A 17539-nucleotide genomic window follows, 5' to 3' on the forward strand; every position below is an offset into this window, starting at 1 on the left:
ATTTATTATGAGCGATGCTTTAAAACATGAGTGCGGTATTGCACTTATAAGATTACTTAAGCCATTAGAATATTATAAAGAAAAATATGGTACTGCCTTTTATGGGGTGAATAAAATGTATCTATTAATGGAAAAGCAGCATAACCGTGGACAAGATGGCGCCGGTTTTGCAAGTATCAAATTAAACACAGCTCCAGGAGATAGATATATTAGCAGATTAAGATCTAATGCTGCACAGCCTATTCAGGATATCTTCAATCAAATTAACGAGCGAATTAATGAAGAAATTATAGCGCATCCGGAGTATGCAGATAATGTAGCGCTTCAAAAAAAGGAGATCCCATATATAGGAGAACTTTTTTTAGGACACGTTAGATATGGAACTTTTGGTAAGAACTCTATAGAGAGCGTACATCCATTCCTTCGCCAAAACAACTGGATGCATAGAAATCTAATTGTTGCCGGAAACTTTAATATGACCAATGTTTTCCAATTATTCGACAATTTGGTGGAACTGGGACAACATCCTAAAGAACGTGCTGATACAGTTACCGTAATGGAAAAAATCGGACATTTTCTAGATGATGAAGTAAGAAAATTATATAAGAAACTTAAAAAAGAAGGTTATACTAAAGTAGAAGCTTCTCCCCTTATCGCAGAAAGACTTAATGTTGCTAAGATCTTAAGAAAATCTGCAAAGAATTGGGATGGTGGATACGCGATGGCCGGATTATTAGGTCACGGAGATTCTTTTGTTTTAAGAGATCCTTCAGGAATTAGACCGGCGTACTATTACCAAGATGATGAAGTTGTTGTAGTAGCTTCAGAAAGACCGGTTATTCAAACAGTTTTCAACGTAAACTTTGAAGATGTTAAAGAACTTGATCCTGGCCACGCTATTATTACCAAGAAAAGTGGAGAAGTAAACATTAAACAGATCTTAGAACCTTTAGAGAGAAAAGCATGTTCTTTTGAGCGTATCTATTTTTCTAGAGGAAGTGATGCAGAAATTTACAAAGAGCGTAAGATGCTAGGAAGACTTCTAATGCCGGAGGTATTAAAATCTATAGATCACGACACATTAAACACCGTATTCTCTTATATCCCAAATACTGCTGAAACCTCCTTCTACGGAATGGTGGAAGCAGCTCAGGATGAATTGAACAAACAGAAGAATCAGGCAATCCTAGACGAAAAAGAAACGCTAACAGATGAGCGATTAAAGCAAATATTAGCACATCGCCTTAGAACGGAAAAGATAGCAGTTAAAGATGTTAAACTAAGAACCTTTATTACTGAAGATAGCAGTAGAGACGATCTGGTAACACATGTTTATGATATTACTTACGGTGTAGTAAAGCCGGAAGACAACCTGGTAATTATTGATGATAGTATTGTTAGAGGGACAACTCTTAAAAAAAGTATCATTAAAATGATGGATAGATTGAAGCCTAAACAATTAGTTGTAGTTTCTTCTGCTCCACAAATTAGATATCCAGACTGTTATGGAATTGATATGGCTCGCCTTGAAGACTTTGTTGCTTTTAGAGCAGCACTTGAGCTTTTAAAAGATACGAACCAATACCAGATAGTAGAATCTGTTTATGATAAATGCAAAAAACAGGTAGATCTAGCAGATACAGAAGTGAAGAATTTTGTGAAAGAGATCTATGAGCCGTTTACAGATCAGCAAATTTCAGATAAGATTGCAGAGCTGCTAAGTGAGCCTGAAGTAAAGACGAAAGTGAAGATCATTTATCAAACCGTAGAGAATTTACATAAAGCTATTCCAGATAATTTAGGAGACTGGTATTTTACCGGAGATTATCCAACTCCTGGAGGTAACAGGGTGGTTAACAGGGCTTTCATTAATTTTTTCGAAGGAAATAAGGACCGAGCTTATTAAGCATAGTCTTACAAGAATGTAATTTTATTTGACGGCTCAGGTCGTTTAACTAATATCTACGTAGTTCATCTAAAAGTGTTTGCACAAGCTAAGTAATCGTGTATATTAGCAGAGCCATAGCATAAGTAGGTTAAGTTCATGGTAGATTTGGGGCAAAAAAAGGTGGATATCTTATCCGCCTTTTTTTATTTTACAACAGTTTCAAAACACAAAAAAAGCCTGCTACTTTAAAAGTAGCAGGCTTTTTTATACACTTAAAACTAAACTATTTTTCTTTAGCATATCTGCTAGCAACTTCTGTCCAGTTTATAACATTGAAAAAACTTTCAATATATTCTGGTCTACGATTCTGATAGTTTAAATAGTATGCATGTTCCCATACATCTAATCCAAGAATTGGAGTTCCACCGCACCCAACTTTAGGCATTAATGGATTATCCTGATTTGGAGACGAACATACTTCTACTTTTCCACCTTCATGCACACATAGCCACGCCCATCCAGATCCAAATCTAGAAGCAGCTGCTTTAGAAAATTCATCTTTGAAAGACTCGAAAGAACCAAAAGCGTTATCTATAGCTTTAGCTAGATCACCTTCTGGCTTACCTCCTCCATCTGGAGACATTACTTCCCAGAAAAGACTGTGATTATAAAATCCACCACCATTGTTTCTAACAGCGGTATTAGACATATCTAGATTTTTAAGTATGTTTTCTATAGTTTTACCTTCAAGATCTGTACCTTCAATAGCATCGTTCAATTTATTGGTATATCCAGCATGATGCTTATCATGATGAATTTCCATTGTTTTAGCGTCTATATTTGGTTCTAATGCATCAAAGGCATATTTTAATTTTGGTAACTCAAAAGCCATAATTATATCTTTTTTTAGTTATTATTCTATCTATTGTTCCAAATTTAGGCATTAAGGGGATTATTAAAAATATTTTTGTGTTATAAAATACTTAAAGATTAAATTGCTTCTTATAGAAATTACTATCTATAAGCTCCACTTATTTTCCTTAATTTCAACATCAAAATCTAAAGTTTGTCTCAAAAAAATTCATTTACCATTTATAATGCTTCGGCAGGGTCTGGAAAGACCTATACTCTTGTAAAAGAATACATTCTACTATTACTTAAAGCTGATACCAGCGATTCTTATAAAAACATTTTAGCCATCACTTTTACAAATAAAGCGGTTGCAGAAATGAAATCTAGGGTGATAGCCACTTTATATAAAATAGCTATTAGCACAGATGATAATGATTTATTACTAAGAGATCTTCAATCGGAAACCGGTCTCCCCATAGCAAATATCAAAAGCAAGACAAAAAATGTGCTGAAAAGCATTCTACACAATTATGCTGCATTTGATATTTCTACCATAGATAGGTTTACCCACAAAATCATAAGAACCTTTGCTAAAGACCTTGGTATTCCAATTAACTTTGAAGTAGAGCTTAACATTCAGCAAGTATTAAAAGAGGCAGTAGATCGTGTTATTAACAGAGCCGGAGAAGATAAAAAATTAACCAAAGCTTTATTGAGCTATACGTTAGATAAAGCAGATGACGATAAGAGTTGGGATATCTCTAGAGATCTTTTCAAGTTTTCGGGGTTATTAACTCAAGAAACACACCAACCATTTGTAGCCCTTCTTAAGGGTAAGACCTTATTAGATTTTGAAGCTTACTCTCACAAATTAAAGAAAGAACTTAAAACGGTTGAAGATCAAATTTCTGAGGTGAGCGCTCAATTCTTTGATATCATCAATTCAGAAGGATTAGAAAGATTAGATTTTAATGCAGGGCATCTCTTTAATTATTTCAGCAAACTTGAAGCTAAAAATTATGCCGTTTCATTTGGAGCTAAATATCAGGAACAAATAGAGGATGAGCCGTTATATGCTAAAAAAGTAGCTGCTCACAAGAAAGAAATTCTAGATCAAAATCAAGAGGTGATCGCCTTGCTATTTAAAACTTCTCGAGCATTGATTTTTAAAAGAGAATATTTAAAAGAGATCTTGAAAAACCTAAACCCGTTATCGCTCTTAAGCGAGATCTCCAATGAAATTGAGAATATCAAAAAAGAAAGATCTCTTGTGCTTATCTCAGATTTTAATCCAACTATTGCTAAAGTGATCAATAATCAACCAGCGCCCTTTATATATGAGCGTTTAGGAGAACGATATAAGAACTATTTTATTGATGAATTTCAAGACACTTCAGAAATGCAGTGGCTTAATATGATTCCGCTTATAGATCATGCGCTTTCAACTGAACAGGTTACTGGAGAAACTTCCAGCTTAACGCTGGTTGGAGATGCTAAACAATCTATTTATAGGTTTAGGGGTGGAAAAGCAGAGCAATTTATAGACCTATACAACCATAAAAATCCATTCAACATAGAAAAGAATCTCCACAATCTTCCCAGTAATTATAGAAGTGCAGAAGAGATCGTAAAATTTAACAATTCCTTCTTTAGCTATATCTCAGATAAATTTGATAATCCTCTTTACAGAGAACTCTTTAAGAATAGTAGCCAAGAAGTAAAAATAGATCTTCCGGGATATGTGAATATTTCCTTTCTGGAATCTGAAAAGAAAGAAGATGAGTTTGAGATTCATCCGGAAAGAGCTCTAGAGATCATTAATGATCTAGACGTGAAAGGCTATTCTAAGGGCGACATCTGTATCTTAACCAGAACTAGAAAAGAGAGTTTTGCCATGGCAAACTACCTGAGCGAAAGAGGGGTTTCTATAGTTTCATCAGAATCTTTATTGGTTTCAAATTCTCCGGAGGTACATTTTATAAATGCTATTTTTGAATTTTCTCAAAACCCTACCGACAAGAATATAAAATGGAATCTTTTAAATTATTTTACCCACTCATTTCAAATAGCAGATCCCCACAGAATAATTGCGGAGAATATTGAAAAAAATGATCAGGATTTTTTTGATTGGTTAAGCACCTATAATATCAATTTTAATATAGAAGAAATAAGATTTCTATCTATGTATGAAGCTGCAGAATATATTATTAGAACTTTCTCACTTATAAAAACTTCTAACGCCTACGTACAGTTTTACTTAGATTATATTTTTGAGAAGGTAGAGAAGAATTCTATAGGAATACAAGAATTTTTAGAACTGTGGGAGCAAGATAAAGATAAATTAAGCATCATTGCACCTAAAACAGAAGATGCAGTTATAATAATGACCATTCATAAATCTAAAGGATTAGAGTTTCCTATAGTTATTTATCCTTTTGCCAATACCAAACTTAAAGATGTAAGCAGAGATCATCTATGGTTACCTCTTCCAGAAGGTTTAGATGATATACCTGTTGGTTATTTGAAAGCTTCAGATAAAATGTTGAATTGGGGTGAAATAGAATCTTCTGCGTATCAAGAAAAATTAGAACAAAGCGAATTTGATAATATCAATGTGTTGTATGTTGCGTTTACAAGAGCTTCTAAACAGCTTTACATACTTTCTAACCTCGCACTTAAAAAAGGACAGGAAGATGAAAAAGTGGTTTCTGGTCTTTTAATTGGATACTTAAAAAGTAAAAATCTTTGGGATGATGCTGTTGCCAGCTACGATTTTGGAACCATAGCTCCAGAAAGTAGTTCATCAAAAGAACCTAATAATACTATAAAACAGGAATATTTTTTTTCCTCCCCTACTAGAAGTAATTTAGTAAAGATAGTTACCAATTCCAGTTCTTTATGGGACTCTGTTCAGGAAGAAGCTATCAATAAAGGACTTTTAGTGCATAACATCATGTCTGAAGTTGATACCGCTGAAGATCTCCCTGCTGCGTTTAATAAATTCACTTCAGAAGAAGATCTTAGTAAAGATGAACTATTAGAATTGGAGAAACTTATCTCCGCAATATTTACCCATCCCGAAACAGCCGAATATTATTCAGATGAATATAAGATAATAAGAGAGCGGGATATTATAGATGCTTCAGGAGAGATCTTAAGACCAGATAGGCTTAATATTAAAGACAATAAAGTTACTATTATAGATTATAAGACTGGAAATATCCAACCTTACCACCAACAGCAAATGAATGAATATGCTCACGTAATTTCTAAAATGGATTTTGAAGTAAGCAATAAGATACTCATTTATATTAATAATGAAGTGAACATCACTTTTGTATAAAAGATTTATAATTTTGTAGAAAATAGAAAATATGTACGGAAAAATAAAAGAATACCTAGAAAAGGAAATAGAAGAGATCAAAGAAAATGGTCTTTATAAGAAAGAGAGAATAATTACATCTCCACAGGGAGCAGAAATTACTATCTCTACCGGAGAAAAGGTTTTAAATTTTTGTGCCAACAACTACCTTGGTCTTTCTTCTCATCCAGAAGTGGTTAAAGCTGCTAAGGACACTTTGGACTCTCATGGTTTTGGAATGTCTAGCGTTCGTTTTATTTGTGGTACTCAGGATATACACAAAGAACTAGAATCTAAAATTGCAGAGTTCTACGGTACAGAAGATACTATATTATATGCTGCTGCTTTTGATGCTAATGGAGGAATCTTTGAACCTTTGTTATCTAAAGAAGATGCTATTATTTCAGATTCTTTAAATCACGCCTCCATTATAGACGGGGTTAGACTTTGTAAAGCAGCAAGATATAGATATGATAATGGAAACATGGAAGATCTTGAAAAGCAACTTCAAGATGCCAATGCTAATGGCGCACGTTTTAAATTGATAGTTACAGATGGAGTATTTTCTATGGATGGACTATTAGCCCCATTAGATAAGATTTGTGATCTGGCAGATAAATATGATGCTATGGTAATGATAGATGAATGTCATGCCACAGGTTTTATAGGAGAGAAAGGAATTGGAACTTTAGAAGAAAAGAAAGTACTTGGAAGAATAGACATTATTACAGGAACACTCGGTAAAGCATTAGGTGGTGCGATGGGGGGTTATACTACAGGTAAAAAGGAAATAATAGAACTTTTGCGCCAAAGATCCAGACCTTACTTATTTTCAAACTCTCTTGCCCCGGCAATTGTTGGTGCTTCTATCAAAGTATTTGAAATGTTACAACATGATACTTCACTAAGAGATACATTAGAAGAGAATACTAATTATTTCAAGAAAGGAATGAAAGAGGCCGGATTTGATATAATAGATGGAGATTCTGCAATAGTACCTGTAATGCTTTATGATGCCAAATTATCTCAAGCAATGGCAGATAGATTATTAGAAGAAGGTATCTATGTAATTGGATTCTTCTTCCCAGTGGTACCAAAAGAGAAAGCCAGAATAAGAGTTCAACTCTCTGCAGCTCACACTAAAGACCATTTAGATAAAGCCATAGAAGCCTTCATCAAGGTTGGAAAAGAACTAAAAGTCATATCATAATCATAAAAACAAAATTGTTAAATAATTCAATTTTTATTAAATTATTAAGTATTATTCTGTTAAATTTATAAAGGTAAATCCGTATAAGAACTACAAGTCAATGCATATTACCACTGTAGAACCCTTGTAATACGTGGTATTTGGGGGCTAATTAAGAAAACTTTATTATTTTTAACTTTGTTAATATTGAATTACAACATACTTTTGTTTCAATTAACACTTAAAAACTAAATTAACAGATATGAAACATCTTAGCAGATTTTTATTCGCTTCATTATTTGTTCTTGGCTTTACTGCTGTACAAGCTCAAGATCAAAACAACCCTTGGGCCATTGGTATTGGCGTAAATGCGGTTGATTATTACCCTACAGGAGATGATGCTCCAGCAGGTGGATTCGGAGATGAGTACTTCAACACCGACGATCACTGGAATATACTTCCTTCAGTATCAAGATTATCTGTTGCCAGATATATTGGTGGTGGATTCGTATTTGGGGTAGCAGGAACTGTAAACCAAATTGATAAAATTGGTGATCAATCTGCAAATGACCTTTCTTACTATGCCGTTGATGGTACAGTAAACTACAGCCTAAGAGCATTACTTAATGACGGATGGTTTGACCCGCATGTAGGTGTTGGTGGTGGTTACACTTGGTTGGATGAAGAAGGAAATGGAACTTTAAACGGAAGTTTAGGGATCTCTTTCTGGTTTACAGACAACATAGCTTTAGACATCCAGTCTTCTTACAAGCATGCTTTTAGTGATGACGCTATGTCTCACTTACAGCATTCTGCTGGTGTTAAATTCGTATTCGGTGGTAAAGATACTGACGGAGATGGAGTATATGATAAAGATGACGAATGTCCTGAAACTCCAGGTTTAGCTGAGTTTAACGGATGTCCTGATACTGACGGTGACGGAATCGAAGACCGTAAAGATGAATGTCCTAACGAAGCTGGTTTAGCTGAGTTTAATGGATGTCCTGATACTGACGGTGACGGTATTGCTGACAATAAAGATGAATGTCCTACTGTAGCTGGTTCAGCTGAAATGAATGGATGTCCTGATGCTGATGGTGATGGTGTAAAAGATAGTGAAGACGAATGTCCTAACGAAGCTGGTCCAAAAGAAAATAACGGTTGTCCTTTCCAAGATAAGGATGGTGACGGTGTATTAGATAAAGATGACCAATGTCCAGATGTTGCAGGAACTGCTGCTAACAACGGATGTCCTGAGCCAACTGTAGAAGTTATTTCTGAATTGAATGAGTATTCTAAAACTGTATTGTTTGACTTGAATAAAGCTTCAATCCGTTCTGACTCTGGTTCAGCTTTAAAATCTATCGCTGATATTATGGATGAGTATCCACAAACTATCTTCCATATTGGTGGACATACAGATAGCCAAGGTAGTGATGCTTACAACATGAAATTATCTAAAGAGCGTGCTGCTTCTGTTAGAGAATTCTTGATCTCTGCTGGTATTCCTGCTAACAGATTAACTTCTGAAGGTTACGGTGAAACTAAACCAATTGCAACTAACAAAACTGCAAAAGGAAGACAAGATAACAGACGTGTTGAAATTTCTTTAGATAAAGACAAAGAAATGAAAGCTAGCGCTGATAAAGAATAATAGAATATATTTCTAAAGTTTTAATAAAAACGCCTCGATTTATCGGGGCGTTTTTTATTTTTAGATCATGACATCATTCATCTCTGAAATCTTAGCCAACCTTCAAAAAGAAGGTCATTATTTACCAGACCTTACTTTTATATTTCCTAGTAAAAGAGCCGGAGCTTATTTAAAAAAGCAAATAGCCGGATGCTATACAAAACCGGTATTCTCACCAGCTATCTTAAGTATTGAAGAATTTGCAGAAGAACTTTCAGAACTTAAAACCTTAGATACCACCGCTACACTTTTTGAATTCTATTCTGTATACTTATCTCTTACACCCAAAGAACAAGCAGAAGATTTTGAAAATTTTAGCAACTGGGCTCAGACACTTATTCATGATTTCAATGAAATAGATAGATATTTAGTACCTCCTGATGCAATCTTCAATTATCTCTCTGCTATAAAAGACAATGAACATTGGTCTCTACAAGACAACCAAACAGATCTTGTAAAAAATTACCTAAGTTTCTGGAGAAAACTACCCGAATATTATACAGAACTTAAATCCAGACTTCTAATAAAACAAGAAGCATATCAAGGTTTAGTTTATAGGCAAGCCTCAGAAAAGGCTGCGACCTTTGCTAAAGAATATGCACAAAATTATGTTTTTATAGGATTTAACGCGCTTAACTCTGCAGAACAATTAATATTTCAGCAGATGTTAGACCAGAAAGCCAAGGTGTTCTGGGATATAGACCAAGTACATTTTGAAGATCCAGATCATGATGTATCTCTATTTATTCGAAAATATGCTCAATCCTGGCCCTACTATCAATCTGAAGAACTGGAACGTGTAAGCTCACATTATAGAACAGAAAAACAGATCGAAATTATTGGAATTCCTAAAAGTATAGGACAGGCAAAATATGCAGGAGAGATCTTATCTCAACTTACTCCTTCAGAATTAAATTCTACCGCAGTAGTATTAGGAGATGAAGGTTTATTATTACCTATGTTAAATGCAATGCCGCAAAACATAGATGCCCTAAACATTACTATGGGCTATCCTCTTAAGTATAGTCCTTTTTCTTCTTTATTTGAAAAGCTTTTTGATATTTTAAAGGCAGGTAATGAGAATTACTATCATAAGGATGTGATCTCCGTATTTAGCAATTCTATAATCATGAAGGCTTCTAAACAGGAAGCAGAAGTTGCCATTCAACATATTAAATCTAACAATCTTCTTTACTTATCCAAAACACAGATCTTAGAACTTTTCACAGAAGAAACTGGTTTGAAAATAGCTTATTGTTTTCCTTCACATAACAATTCAGCTAAAGAAATACTATTAGATTTTAGTAGTTTAATTAAATGGTTCAAGACAGAAATAAAAGAAGATGAAGATAAGATCAATTTGGAGTTTCTATACCATTATCACCTGGTTGTTGAAGAACTGTTGAAACTGGTTAGCAATTATCCGCATATAAAATCTGTTTCCTCACTGCATCATTTTTTTAAGGAACTAATTAGTACTCAAACCCTAGATTTTCAAGGTAAACCCTTCCAAGGCCTCCAATTAATGGGAATGTTAGAATCTCGGGTTTTGGATTTTGACACGGTTATTTTAACCTCTGTAGATGAAGGAACACTTCCTGCAGGAAAGAGCAATAACTCCTTTATTCCATTTGAACTTAAGAAAACCTACAATCTCCCTACTTATAAAGAAAAGGATGCTGTATATACCTACCATTTTTATCATCTCCTACAAAGGGCAAAAAAGGTATACTTGTTGCACAATACAGATACAGATAGCAATATGGGCGGTGAGAAAAGTAGATTTTTAATTCAATTAGAAATAGATAATGAGCCACTACATAATATTAAACATTCTGTTGTTATTCCTGAAGTACCGGCTATACACAATGAACTTCAGGTAATTCAAAAAACACCGGAGATCCTTGAGAAATTAGAACAGCTTGCAAATAGAGGATTTTCACCTTCTGCCTTAACCACGTATATAAGAAACCCTCTAGATTTCTATAAACAGTATATTCTTGGCATAAGAGACAAGGAGGAAGTGGAAGAAACTGTAGCTTATAATACGCTAGGAACCATCGTTCATGATACTTTAGAAAAGCTTTATAAAGAAGTAATTGAGATAGAACTTTCACAAGAACATTTAGAAGATTTTATTAAGAGAACTCCAGAAGAGGTTGAACATCAGTTTCATCAAACCTATAGTAAGATACCGTTATCTAAGGGGAAGAATTTACTTATTTTAGAAGTTGTAAAAAGATATGTAACCAATTTCCTTAAAATGGAAATTAAAGAATTGGCAGCAGGTAGATCTATAAAGGTCAAAGAGATTGAAACGAAGTTAACGGCTAGCCTGAATATTCCAGAACTAGACTATCCGGTTAATATTGGTGGAATGGTAGACAGGGTAGATATTTCTAATGATATATTACGTATAATAGATTACAAGACCGGGAAAGTGATACAAAGTCAGTTGGAGATTACGAATTGGGAAGATATTACTACAGATTACGACAAGTATTCAAAACCATTTCAAGTGCTTATGTATGCACTTATTTTATTAGAAAACCAACCAACTACAGTAGATGCCGAAGCTGGTGTGATCTCTTTTAAGAATCTAAAAGAAGGGTTCTTAAAATTCGGTATCAAAGAATCTCAAGGAAAAAAAACAATTAAAAATAACGTTGTAAATGCAGATACGCTGTTAAATTTTAAAACTCAACTTAAAAAACTGATCTTAGAAATTTGCGATCCGGAAACTGCATTTTACGAAAAGGAAATTAAAGCACATGGAAATTACTAGACAAAAGAATATAGAAATACAGGGAAAACATGAGAAGCCTATACTGGCAGACTTTTTCTACACTCCTACCAACCAACCTAAACCAGTGGTTATTTTTTGCCACGGATATAAAGGTTTTAAAGATTGGGGTGCTTGGGACAAAATGGGTGACTTTTTTGCAGAAGCCGGATATTTTTTCGTGAAATTTAATTTTTCACATAACGGAACTACCCCGGAGAAACCAACAGAATTTTTAGATGTAGAAGCGTTTGGAGATAATAATTATAGTATTGAACTAGATGATCTTCAATCTATGATAGACCATATTTTATTGCCAGATTTTAACTGTGCTCAACAAATAGACCCATCTAACATTGGCCTAATTGGACATTCTCGAGGAGGCGGAATTGTTGTGATTAAAGCTGCAGAGGAAAATAGAATAAATAAACTGATCACTTTTTCATCTGTAAGTGACTTTGGAGAAAGATTCCCGGAAGAAGAAGAATTAGAAAAGTGGGAAGAGAAAGGGGTAAGATATATTTTAAATACCAGAACCAATCAAAAATTACCGCATCACTATCAATTCTACACCAATTTTAAAGAGAACGAGGAGCGACTTACAATATCTAGAGCTGCTAAAGCCTTAGAAATTCCATTATTAATAGTACACGGAAGCAGTGATGTTGCGGTGCCTATTAGTGCTTCAGGGAAACTGTTTGAATGGAGTACTTTCTCAGAACTTTTATTGGTAGAAAATGCAGATCACGTATATGGAATTACACATCCATGGAATGAACCTGAGGTTTCGAAAGATTTTAAATACGTTCTAGAAAAAACCCGAGAATTTATGGATACTCCACAAGAAGAACTTTTGAGAGCAACCGAAGGTTAATTATATAAAACTTGTTGAATTCAAAGAAAGTAAATAACATTTTCAGCATTTGTTTTTTTAACTATCTTTGAATTCGATTTTGGGGGATTAGCTCAGTTGGCTAGAGCGTTTGGCTGGCAGCCAAAAGGTCATCGGTTCGACTCCGATATTCTCCACATAAAACCACTCTTTTTAGGGTGGTTTTTTTATTTTTAAGAACCTTAAAGATTTGCCGCTTGAAAGATTCATCACAAATTAGATTAGCTACTTCTAGCGATCTTCAAAATATTAAAAGTTTAACCGAAGCTTGTGCTCTTGCGATGCAAGAGAAGGGGATCTTTCAATGGAATGAACACTACCCTTCTTTAAAAAAATTAGAATTTGATGTTGATCATAATGAGTTATTTGTTTTAGAAAATTATGATAAGCTCTTAGGAATTATAGTTCTTACCGATATTATGGACGAAGAATACATTCCTATATCTTGGCTCACCGCAAATTCTAAGAATCTTTATATACATCGTTTAGCTACAGATCCTGCAACTTGGGGAAAAGGCTACGGTAAAAAATTAATGAATTTTGCAGAAGATTTTGCCAGAGAAAATAATTACGAATCGGTTAGATTAGACACTTTTAGTCAGAACAAAAGAAATCAACGTTTTTATGAAGCTCGTGGATATCAGAAATTAGGCGACATCTTTTTCCCTAAACAAAGCACGCATCCCTTTCATTGTTATGAATTGGTATTATAAGCACTAACTTTAGCATATAAATTAGACCTTGAGCACTGCCATAAGTTTTAAGAATATCAATAGAATTGCAATTCCAGCTATTATTGCTGGAATAGCCGAACCTCTTATTTCATTAACTGATATTGCTGTTATTGGAAATGTAGAAGATCACCCAATAGAAGCTTTAGCAGCCGCAGGAATTGTTGGTTCTTTTCTCTCTGCTATTATCTGGATCGTGGCTCAAACCAAAACCGCTATTTCTGCCATTGTTTCTCAACATTTAGGAGCTAATAGATTACACGCTGTTAAAACTCTTATTCCACAAGCAATTGCTTTTAACTTGGTATTTAGCTTTGTAATCTATGGAGTAACTGCTTTCTTTGCGCATTCCATTTTTAGCGCATATAATGCCGATGGATTGATACTTCAATATTCTGAAGATTACTATCAAATAAGGGCTTTAGGCTATCCTTTAACTTTGGTAACATTTGCAATTTTTGGAGTTTTTCGCGGACTTCAAAATACTCTTTGGGCCATGAAATGCAGTCTTACGGGAGCGGTGGTAAATGTAGCTTTAGATTATTTGTTGGTATATGGTATTGATGGATATTTGGAACCAATGCATTTAAAAGGAGCTGCTTATGCCAGTTTAGCTGCGCAGTTGGTCATGCTTATCATGGCTTTATGGTTCTTCTTCAAAAAAACACCTTTTCATTTAAAGCTGAGTTTCACTATCAACCCTAGAATGAAAGGCCTATTGCTTATGGCTGCCAACTTGTTTGTAAGAACAGCCGCCTTGAATTTCGCCATTTATTTAGCCAATGCCTACGCAACCGGATACGGGAAAAATTATATTGCAGCCCAGAGCATCTTAATGAATATTTGGTTATTCTTTTCCTTTTTTATAGATGGCTATGCAAATGCCGGGAATGCAATTGGCGGGAAATTATTAGGATCTAAAGATTATAAAAGTTTGTGGGAGCTCAGCAAAAAGATCAGCAAATATGCAGTGCTAATAGCTTTTATATTAATGGGAATCTGTTTCTTGCTTTATGACCAGATCGGACTTTTATTCAACAAAGAAGCCAGTGTATTAGTATTGTTCTCTTCTGTTTTCTGGATTGTTCTAGTTATGCAACCCGTAAATGCCATCGCCTTTATGTTCGACGGAATTTTTAAAGGTTTGGGAGAAGCTAAATATCTTCGGAATCTACTGCTGGTTGCTACGTTTTTAGTGTTTACACCCGTTCTTTTAATAGCAGATCATTTCGGACTAAAACTGCACGCCATCTGGATAGCATTCTTCTGCTGGATGCTTCTTAGAAGTAGCGCTTTAGTAATAAAATTCAGAAGAAAATATCTTAATAAAGAGGTTTAATTTTTAAATAAAAAGCAAAGCAGAAGCTGTTCTAGAGTTTTCCAGAAATAGCTTTTGCTTTGCTTAGATTTATGCGATACTCGTTTTAGAATCTTAATTACTCCAAACAGCTTGTGCTGCATCTTCTGGTTTCCCAATTGGTACAACAACTTCGGTATAAATATTCTTGTTATCTGTATCTACCCCAGTCCAGAGAAAGAACGTATAAGATTGCTCATCATTCATAGGAATTGTGATCTTAAATGAACCATCTTTTTCTAGTTCTGTATTAGTAGCATCCTTATTACATTCAGATAAATTAGAATCATAAGAAGCAACTCCAGTAACATAAATATCACGCCATTCTTTTTCGCCATTGCTATTGCTTCCTCTTTGAACGTTAATACCCGCCGCATTATGGCATGCATCTGGCAACAAATACACTATATCTATCTCGTAAGTTTTTCCGTTTTCAAAATAATCTGGCACGTCTATCTCAGATACTTCTGCTGGAGTTAACAAGGTTTTAGGCCCATCATCATCTACATTGCAACTAGTTAAGATCAAGGTGCTCACAAATAATAAAATTAGTTTTTTCATTTTTTAAAGTTTGGTGTATAATAGATTTCTTTACTTATATGACCTTATACCTTCAAAAGGTTGCGCACAAAAAGAAAAATTTTTCTAGAAATTAGATTTAAACTCACAATCAATACATTACAAGGATCTTACATCTTGAGCGCTGTTCTGAATTGTGCAATTTTGCGCATTATCACTACATTTGATAAAATTGAGAATCATGACCACCAATAGAGAGAACGGAAGTTTATATACCAAAATTCAAAATAAGATAGCCACTGTAGAATTTGGACATCCTGCAAGTAATTCATTCCCATCAGAACTTTTAGACAGATTGGAGAAGGAACTTCTTAGATTATCTACAGAAGATACCGTAAACGTTATTATATTAAGATCTGAAGGAGAAAAAGCATTTTGTGCAGGCGCTTCTTTTGATGAATTGGTGGCGGTAGAAAATTTAGAACAAGGAAAACAGTTCTTCTCTGGGTTTGCGAAGGTGATCAATGCTATGAGATCTTGTAAGAAACTTATAGTTGGAAGAATTCAAGGTAAAACCGTTGGCGGAGGAGTTGGACTTGCTGCCGCATGCGATTACGCTATGGCAACAGAGGCGGCCTCTATAAAGCTTTCTGAACTTACTATAGGTATTGGGCCTTTTGTAATAGCACCAGCCGTAGAGCGTAAAATAGGAGTTTCTGGGTTGGCAGAACTAACTTTAGCTGCTCACGAATGGAAAAATGCGTATTGGGCAAAAGAAAAAGGATTGTTTGCTAAAGTGTTCGAATCTATTAAAGATCTAGATGAGGAAATTGAAATGTTTAGTGAAAAACTGGCATCCTATAATCCACAAGCTTTGTTGGAAATGAAACGTACGCTTTGGGAAAATACCGAAGATTGGGACGATTTACTTCAAAAAAGAGCTGCTATAAGTGGAGAATTAGTGCTTTCTGACTTTACAAAACAAGCACTTTCTAAGTTTAAAAAATAAAGCTAGCGATACTATTATTTAGTATCTTCCCTCAAGATAAAGGCTACTTTAGGTAAGCTCGATACCAACAAGTTCAAATCGAGAATAGTAGAGATGTAAATTATTCACTTAATAGCTGGAGCAATTGTAAAGTACAGAGGGACAATAATTCTACAATTAATGTATTATTCCCTCTTAAGCAGTAAAGAATGTTAATTCAATATTATAAATATGATACAGCAAAGCGAATTACCTCAAGATAAACCCGCCGTTGGAGATGAACAATGGGGATTTACGCTCTGGGAATTTATAGATGCCAACAAGTATTATTTAGGAATGGTGCTACTTTTATTGCTAATATTCCTTTATTCCAGATCCTATTATAACAAACATAAATAATGATACAAAATAAAGTTCCGGTTAGCGAAGAAGCCTTTGATATTTTTACATTTTTAAGCGGAATGGGGCTTTGGATCATTCTCGCTCTTGTTTTGGTTGGTGTCTTTATATACCAAAAACTTAAAAAATAATTATCGGGTCTTTAACCATCCTGTAATACTCATTCTTGGAGTTTTTACAGGTTTCACTTCATGTTCTAAGATCTGACTTTCGAAAATCACCATCCTTCCGGGAAAAGGATAGATCTTTGTTTCTTTCTCCTCGCCATTTTCCTCTTTATAGATCACCAACTCTCCCCCATTTTCAGGTTTCCAGTCTTCATCATTTAAATAACAAACCATAGACAACTTTCTTCTATCGTCATTTTGAAAGGTATCTAAATGCCGCTTATAAAAGGTGCCTTCAGGATATAAAGCATAATGAAATTCTTTTTGAAGAATTCCTAAGAAACACGTCTTGTTAAGGTAGTCTACCAAAGAATTGATCTTAGCAAAAAAATGCTTCTCCAAAAGTTCTGCATTGGCTTCGTTCATCCACAAAATAAAATCTCCACGCACAGATTTCTCTATGGTTTCATTTACCCTATTCCCAATAGCTGCTTTCTTAAAGTTGTCTTCTTCATATTTGGTTAAAAGAGATTGTCTTAGTTCTGCTACTTCTTCCAAACTAAAAAAGTCTTCAACTATGCTATATTGATTTTCTAAAATATCAGAAATGATCTTCTCGTAGAGCGGATTTTCTCTAAATTCTAGTTGTTCAAATAATTCCAGATCTGAGGTGGTGGTTGTGGTCATATTAAAAATTATAGCAAAAACTTTTAGAAATTTAAACTCCAAATTAGAGTTAATAAAGCCTACAAATATACATCGGGAAAGCTTTGCTTGTATC

General features: G+C 34.5%; 14 protein-coding genes and 1 tRNA gene. 12 read left to right on the forward strand and 3 right to left on the reverse strand.

Going from position 1 to position 17539, the window contains the following annotated elements:
- Nucleotides 1-7: 7 nt before the first annotated feature.
- Entirely contained in the window at nucleotides 8-1906 is a 1899-nt protein-coding gene (locus P163_RS01810; RefSeq protein WP_034887061.1) for an amidophosphoribosyltransferase, read from the forward strand.
- 265 nt (nucleotides 1907-2171) lie between these two features.
- Here the strand turns inward: P163_RS01810 and P163_RS01815 are convergent, their stop codons facing one another.
- On the reverse strand, nucleotides 2172-2780 hold the full coding sequence (locus P163_RS01815; protein WP_034887062.1) for a superoxide dismutase: 609 nt from the start codon (nucleotides 2778-2780) through the stop codon (nucleotides 2172-2174).
- 174 nt (nucleotides 2781-2954) lie between these two features.
- Between P163_RS01815 and P163_RS01820 the strand changes: the two genes are divergently transcribed.
- The 8 genes from P163_RS01820 (at nucleotide 2955) to P163_RS01855 (ending at nucleotide 14727) form a co-directional block, all read left to right on the forward strand.
- Nucleotides 2955-6083 carry a UvrD-helicase domain-containing protein gene (locus tag P163_RS01820; protein ID WP_034887063.1) on the forward strand — a complete coding sequence of 1043 codons (3129 nt, stop codon included), beginning with the start codon at nucleotides 2955-2957 and terminating at the stop codon, nucleotides 6081-6083.
- Between the two features lie 31 nt (nucleotides 6084-6114).
- Nucleotides 6115-7311 carry a glycine C-acetyltransferase gene (gene kbl / locus P163_RS01825; protein ID WP_034887064.1) on the forward strand — a complete coding sequence of 399 codons (1197 nt, stop codon included), beginning with the start codon at nucleotides 6115-6117 and terminating at the stop codon, nucleotides 7309-7311.
- A gap of 241 nt (nucleotides 7312-7552) precedes the next feature.
- The gene (locus P163_RS01830) at nucleotides 7553-8944 is read left to right on the forward strand and encodes an OmpA family protein (protein WP_034887065.1); all 1392 of its coding nucleotides are present in this window, start codon (nucleotides 7553-7555) and stop codon (nucleotides 8942-8944) included.
- 67 nt (nucleotides 8945-9011) lie between these two features.
- Nucleotides 9012-11768 carry a PD-(D/E)XK nuclease family protein gene (locus P163_RS01835; RefSeq protein ID WP_034887066.1) on the forward strand — a complete coding sequence of 919 codons (2757 nt, stop codon included), beginning with the start codon at nucleotides 9012-9014 and terminating at the stop codon, nucleotides 11766-11768.
- Nucleotides 11755-12639, forward strand: a complete 885-nt coding sequence (locus P163_RS01840; RefSeq protein ID WP_034887067.1) for an alpha/beta hydrolase family protein — start codon at nucleotides 11755-11757, stop codon at nucleotides 12637-12639. Before P163_RS01835 ends, P163_RS01840 begins: the two co-directional genes overlap by 14 nt.
- Before the next feature lie 81 nt (nucleotides 12640-12720).
- Nucleotides 12721-12794 (forward strand) — tRNA-Ala (locus tag P163_RS01845).
- Between the two features lie 60 nt (nucleotides 12795-12854).
- Entirely contained in the window at nucleotides 12855-13370 is a 516-nt protein-coding gene (locus P163_RS01850; protein ID WP_231556139.1) for a GNAT family N-acetyltransferase, read from the forward strand.
- A 28-nt stretch (nucleotides 13371-13398) separates the two neighbouring features.
- A complete protein-coding gene (locus tag P163_RS01855) occupies nucleotides 13399-14727 on the forward strand; it encodes an MATE family efflux transporter (protein WP_034887068.1) in 1329 nt (442 codons plus the stop codon).
- A 93-nt stretch (nucleotides 14728-14820) separates the two neighbouring features.
- Here the strand turns inward: P163_RS01855 and P163_RS17705 are convergent, their stop codons facing one another.
- Nucleotides 14821-15306, reverse strand: a complete 486-nt coding sequence (locus tag P163_RS17705) for a lipoprotein (RefSeq protein ID WP_051931031.1) — start codon at nucleotides 15304-15306, stop codon at nucleotides 14821-14823.
- Between the two features lie 199 nt (nucleotides 15307-15505).
- On the opposite strand from P163_RS17705, the gene P163_RS01865 reads away from it, so the two are divergent.
- From P163_RS01865 to P163_RS18685, 3 genes are all read left to right on the forward strand, one after another.
- Entirely contained in the window at nucleotides 15506-16273 is a 768-nt protein-coding gene (locus P163_RS01865) for an enoyl-CoA hydratase/isomerase family protein (protein ID WP_034887069.1), read from the forward strand.
- A 210-nt stretch (nucleotides 16274-16483) separates the two neighbouring features.
- A complete protein-coding gene (locus tag P163_RS18420) occupies nucleotides 16484-16651 on the forward strand; it encodes a hypothetical protein (protein WP_172822441.1) in 168 nt (55 codons plus the stop codon).
- Entirely contained in the window at nucleotides 16651-16782 is a 132-nt protein-coding gene (locus P163_RS18685; RefSeq protein ID WP_262489647.1) for a hypothetical protein, read from the forward strand. The genes P163_RS18420 and P163_RS18685 overlap by 1 nt, the downstream gene beginning before the upstream one ends.
- Here P163_RS18685 and P163_RS01870 read toward each other — a convergent pair whose 3' ends face one another.
- Nucleotides 16783-17445 carry a 2OG-Fe(II) oxygenase gene (locus tag P163_RS01870; RefSeq protein ID WP_034887729.1) on the reverse strand — a complete coding sequence of 221 codons (663 nt, stop codon included), beginning with the start codon at nucleotides 17443-17445 and terminating at the stop codon, nucleotides 16783-16785.
- Nucleotides 17446-17539 lie beyond the last annotated feature (94 nt).

The sequence above is a fragment of the Gillisia sp. Hel_I_29 genome (genome assembly GCF_000744275.1).
Taxonomy (GTDB): domain Bacteria; phylum Bacteroidota; class Bacteroidia; order Flavobacteriales; family Flavobacteriaceae; genus Gillisia.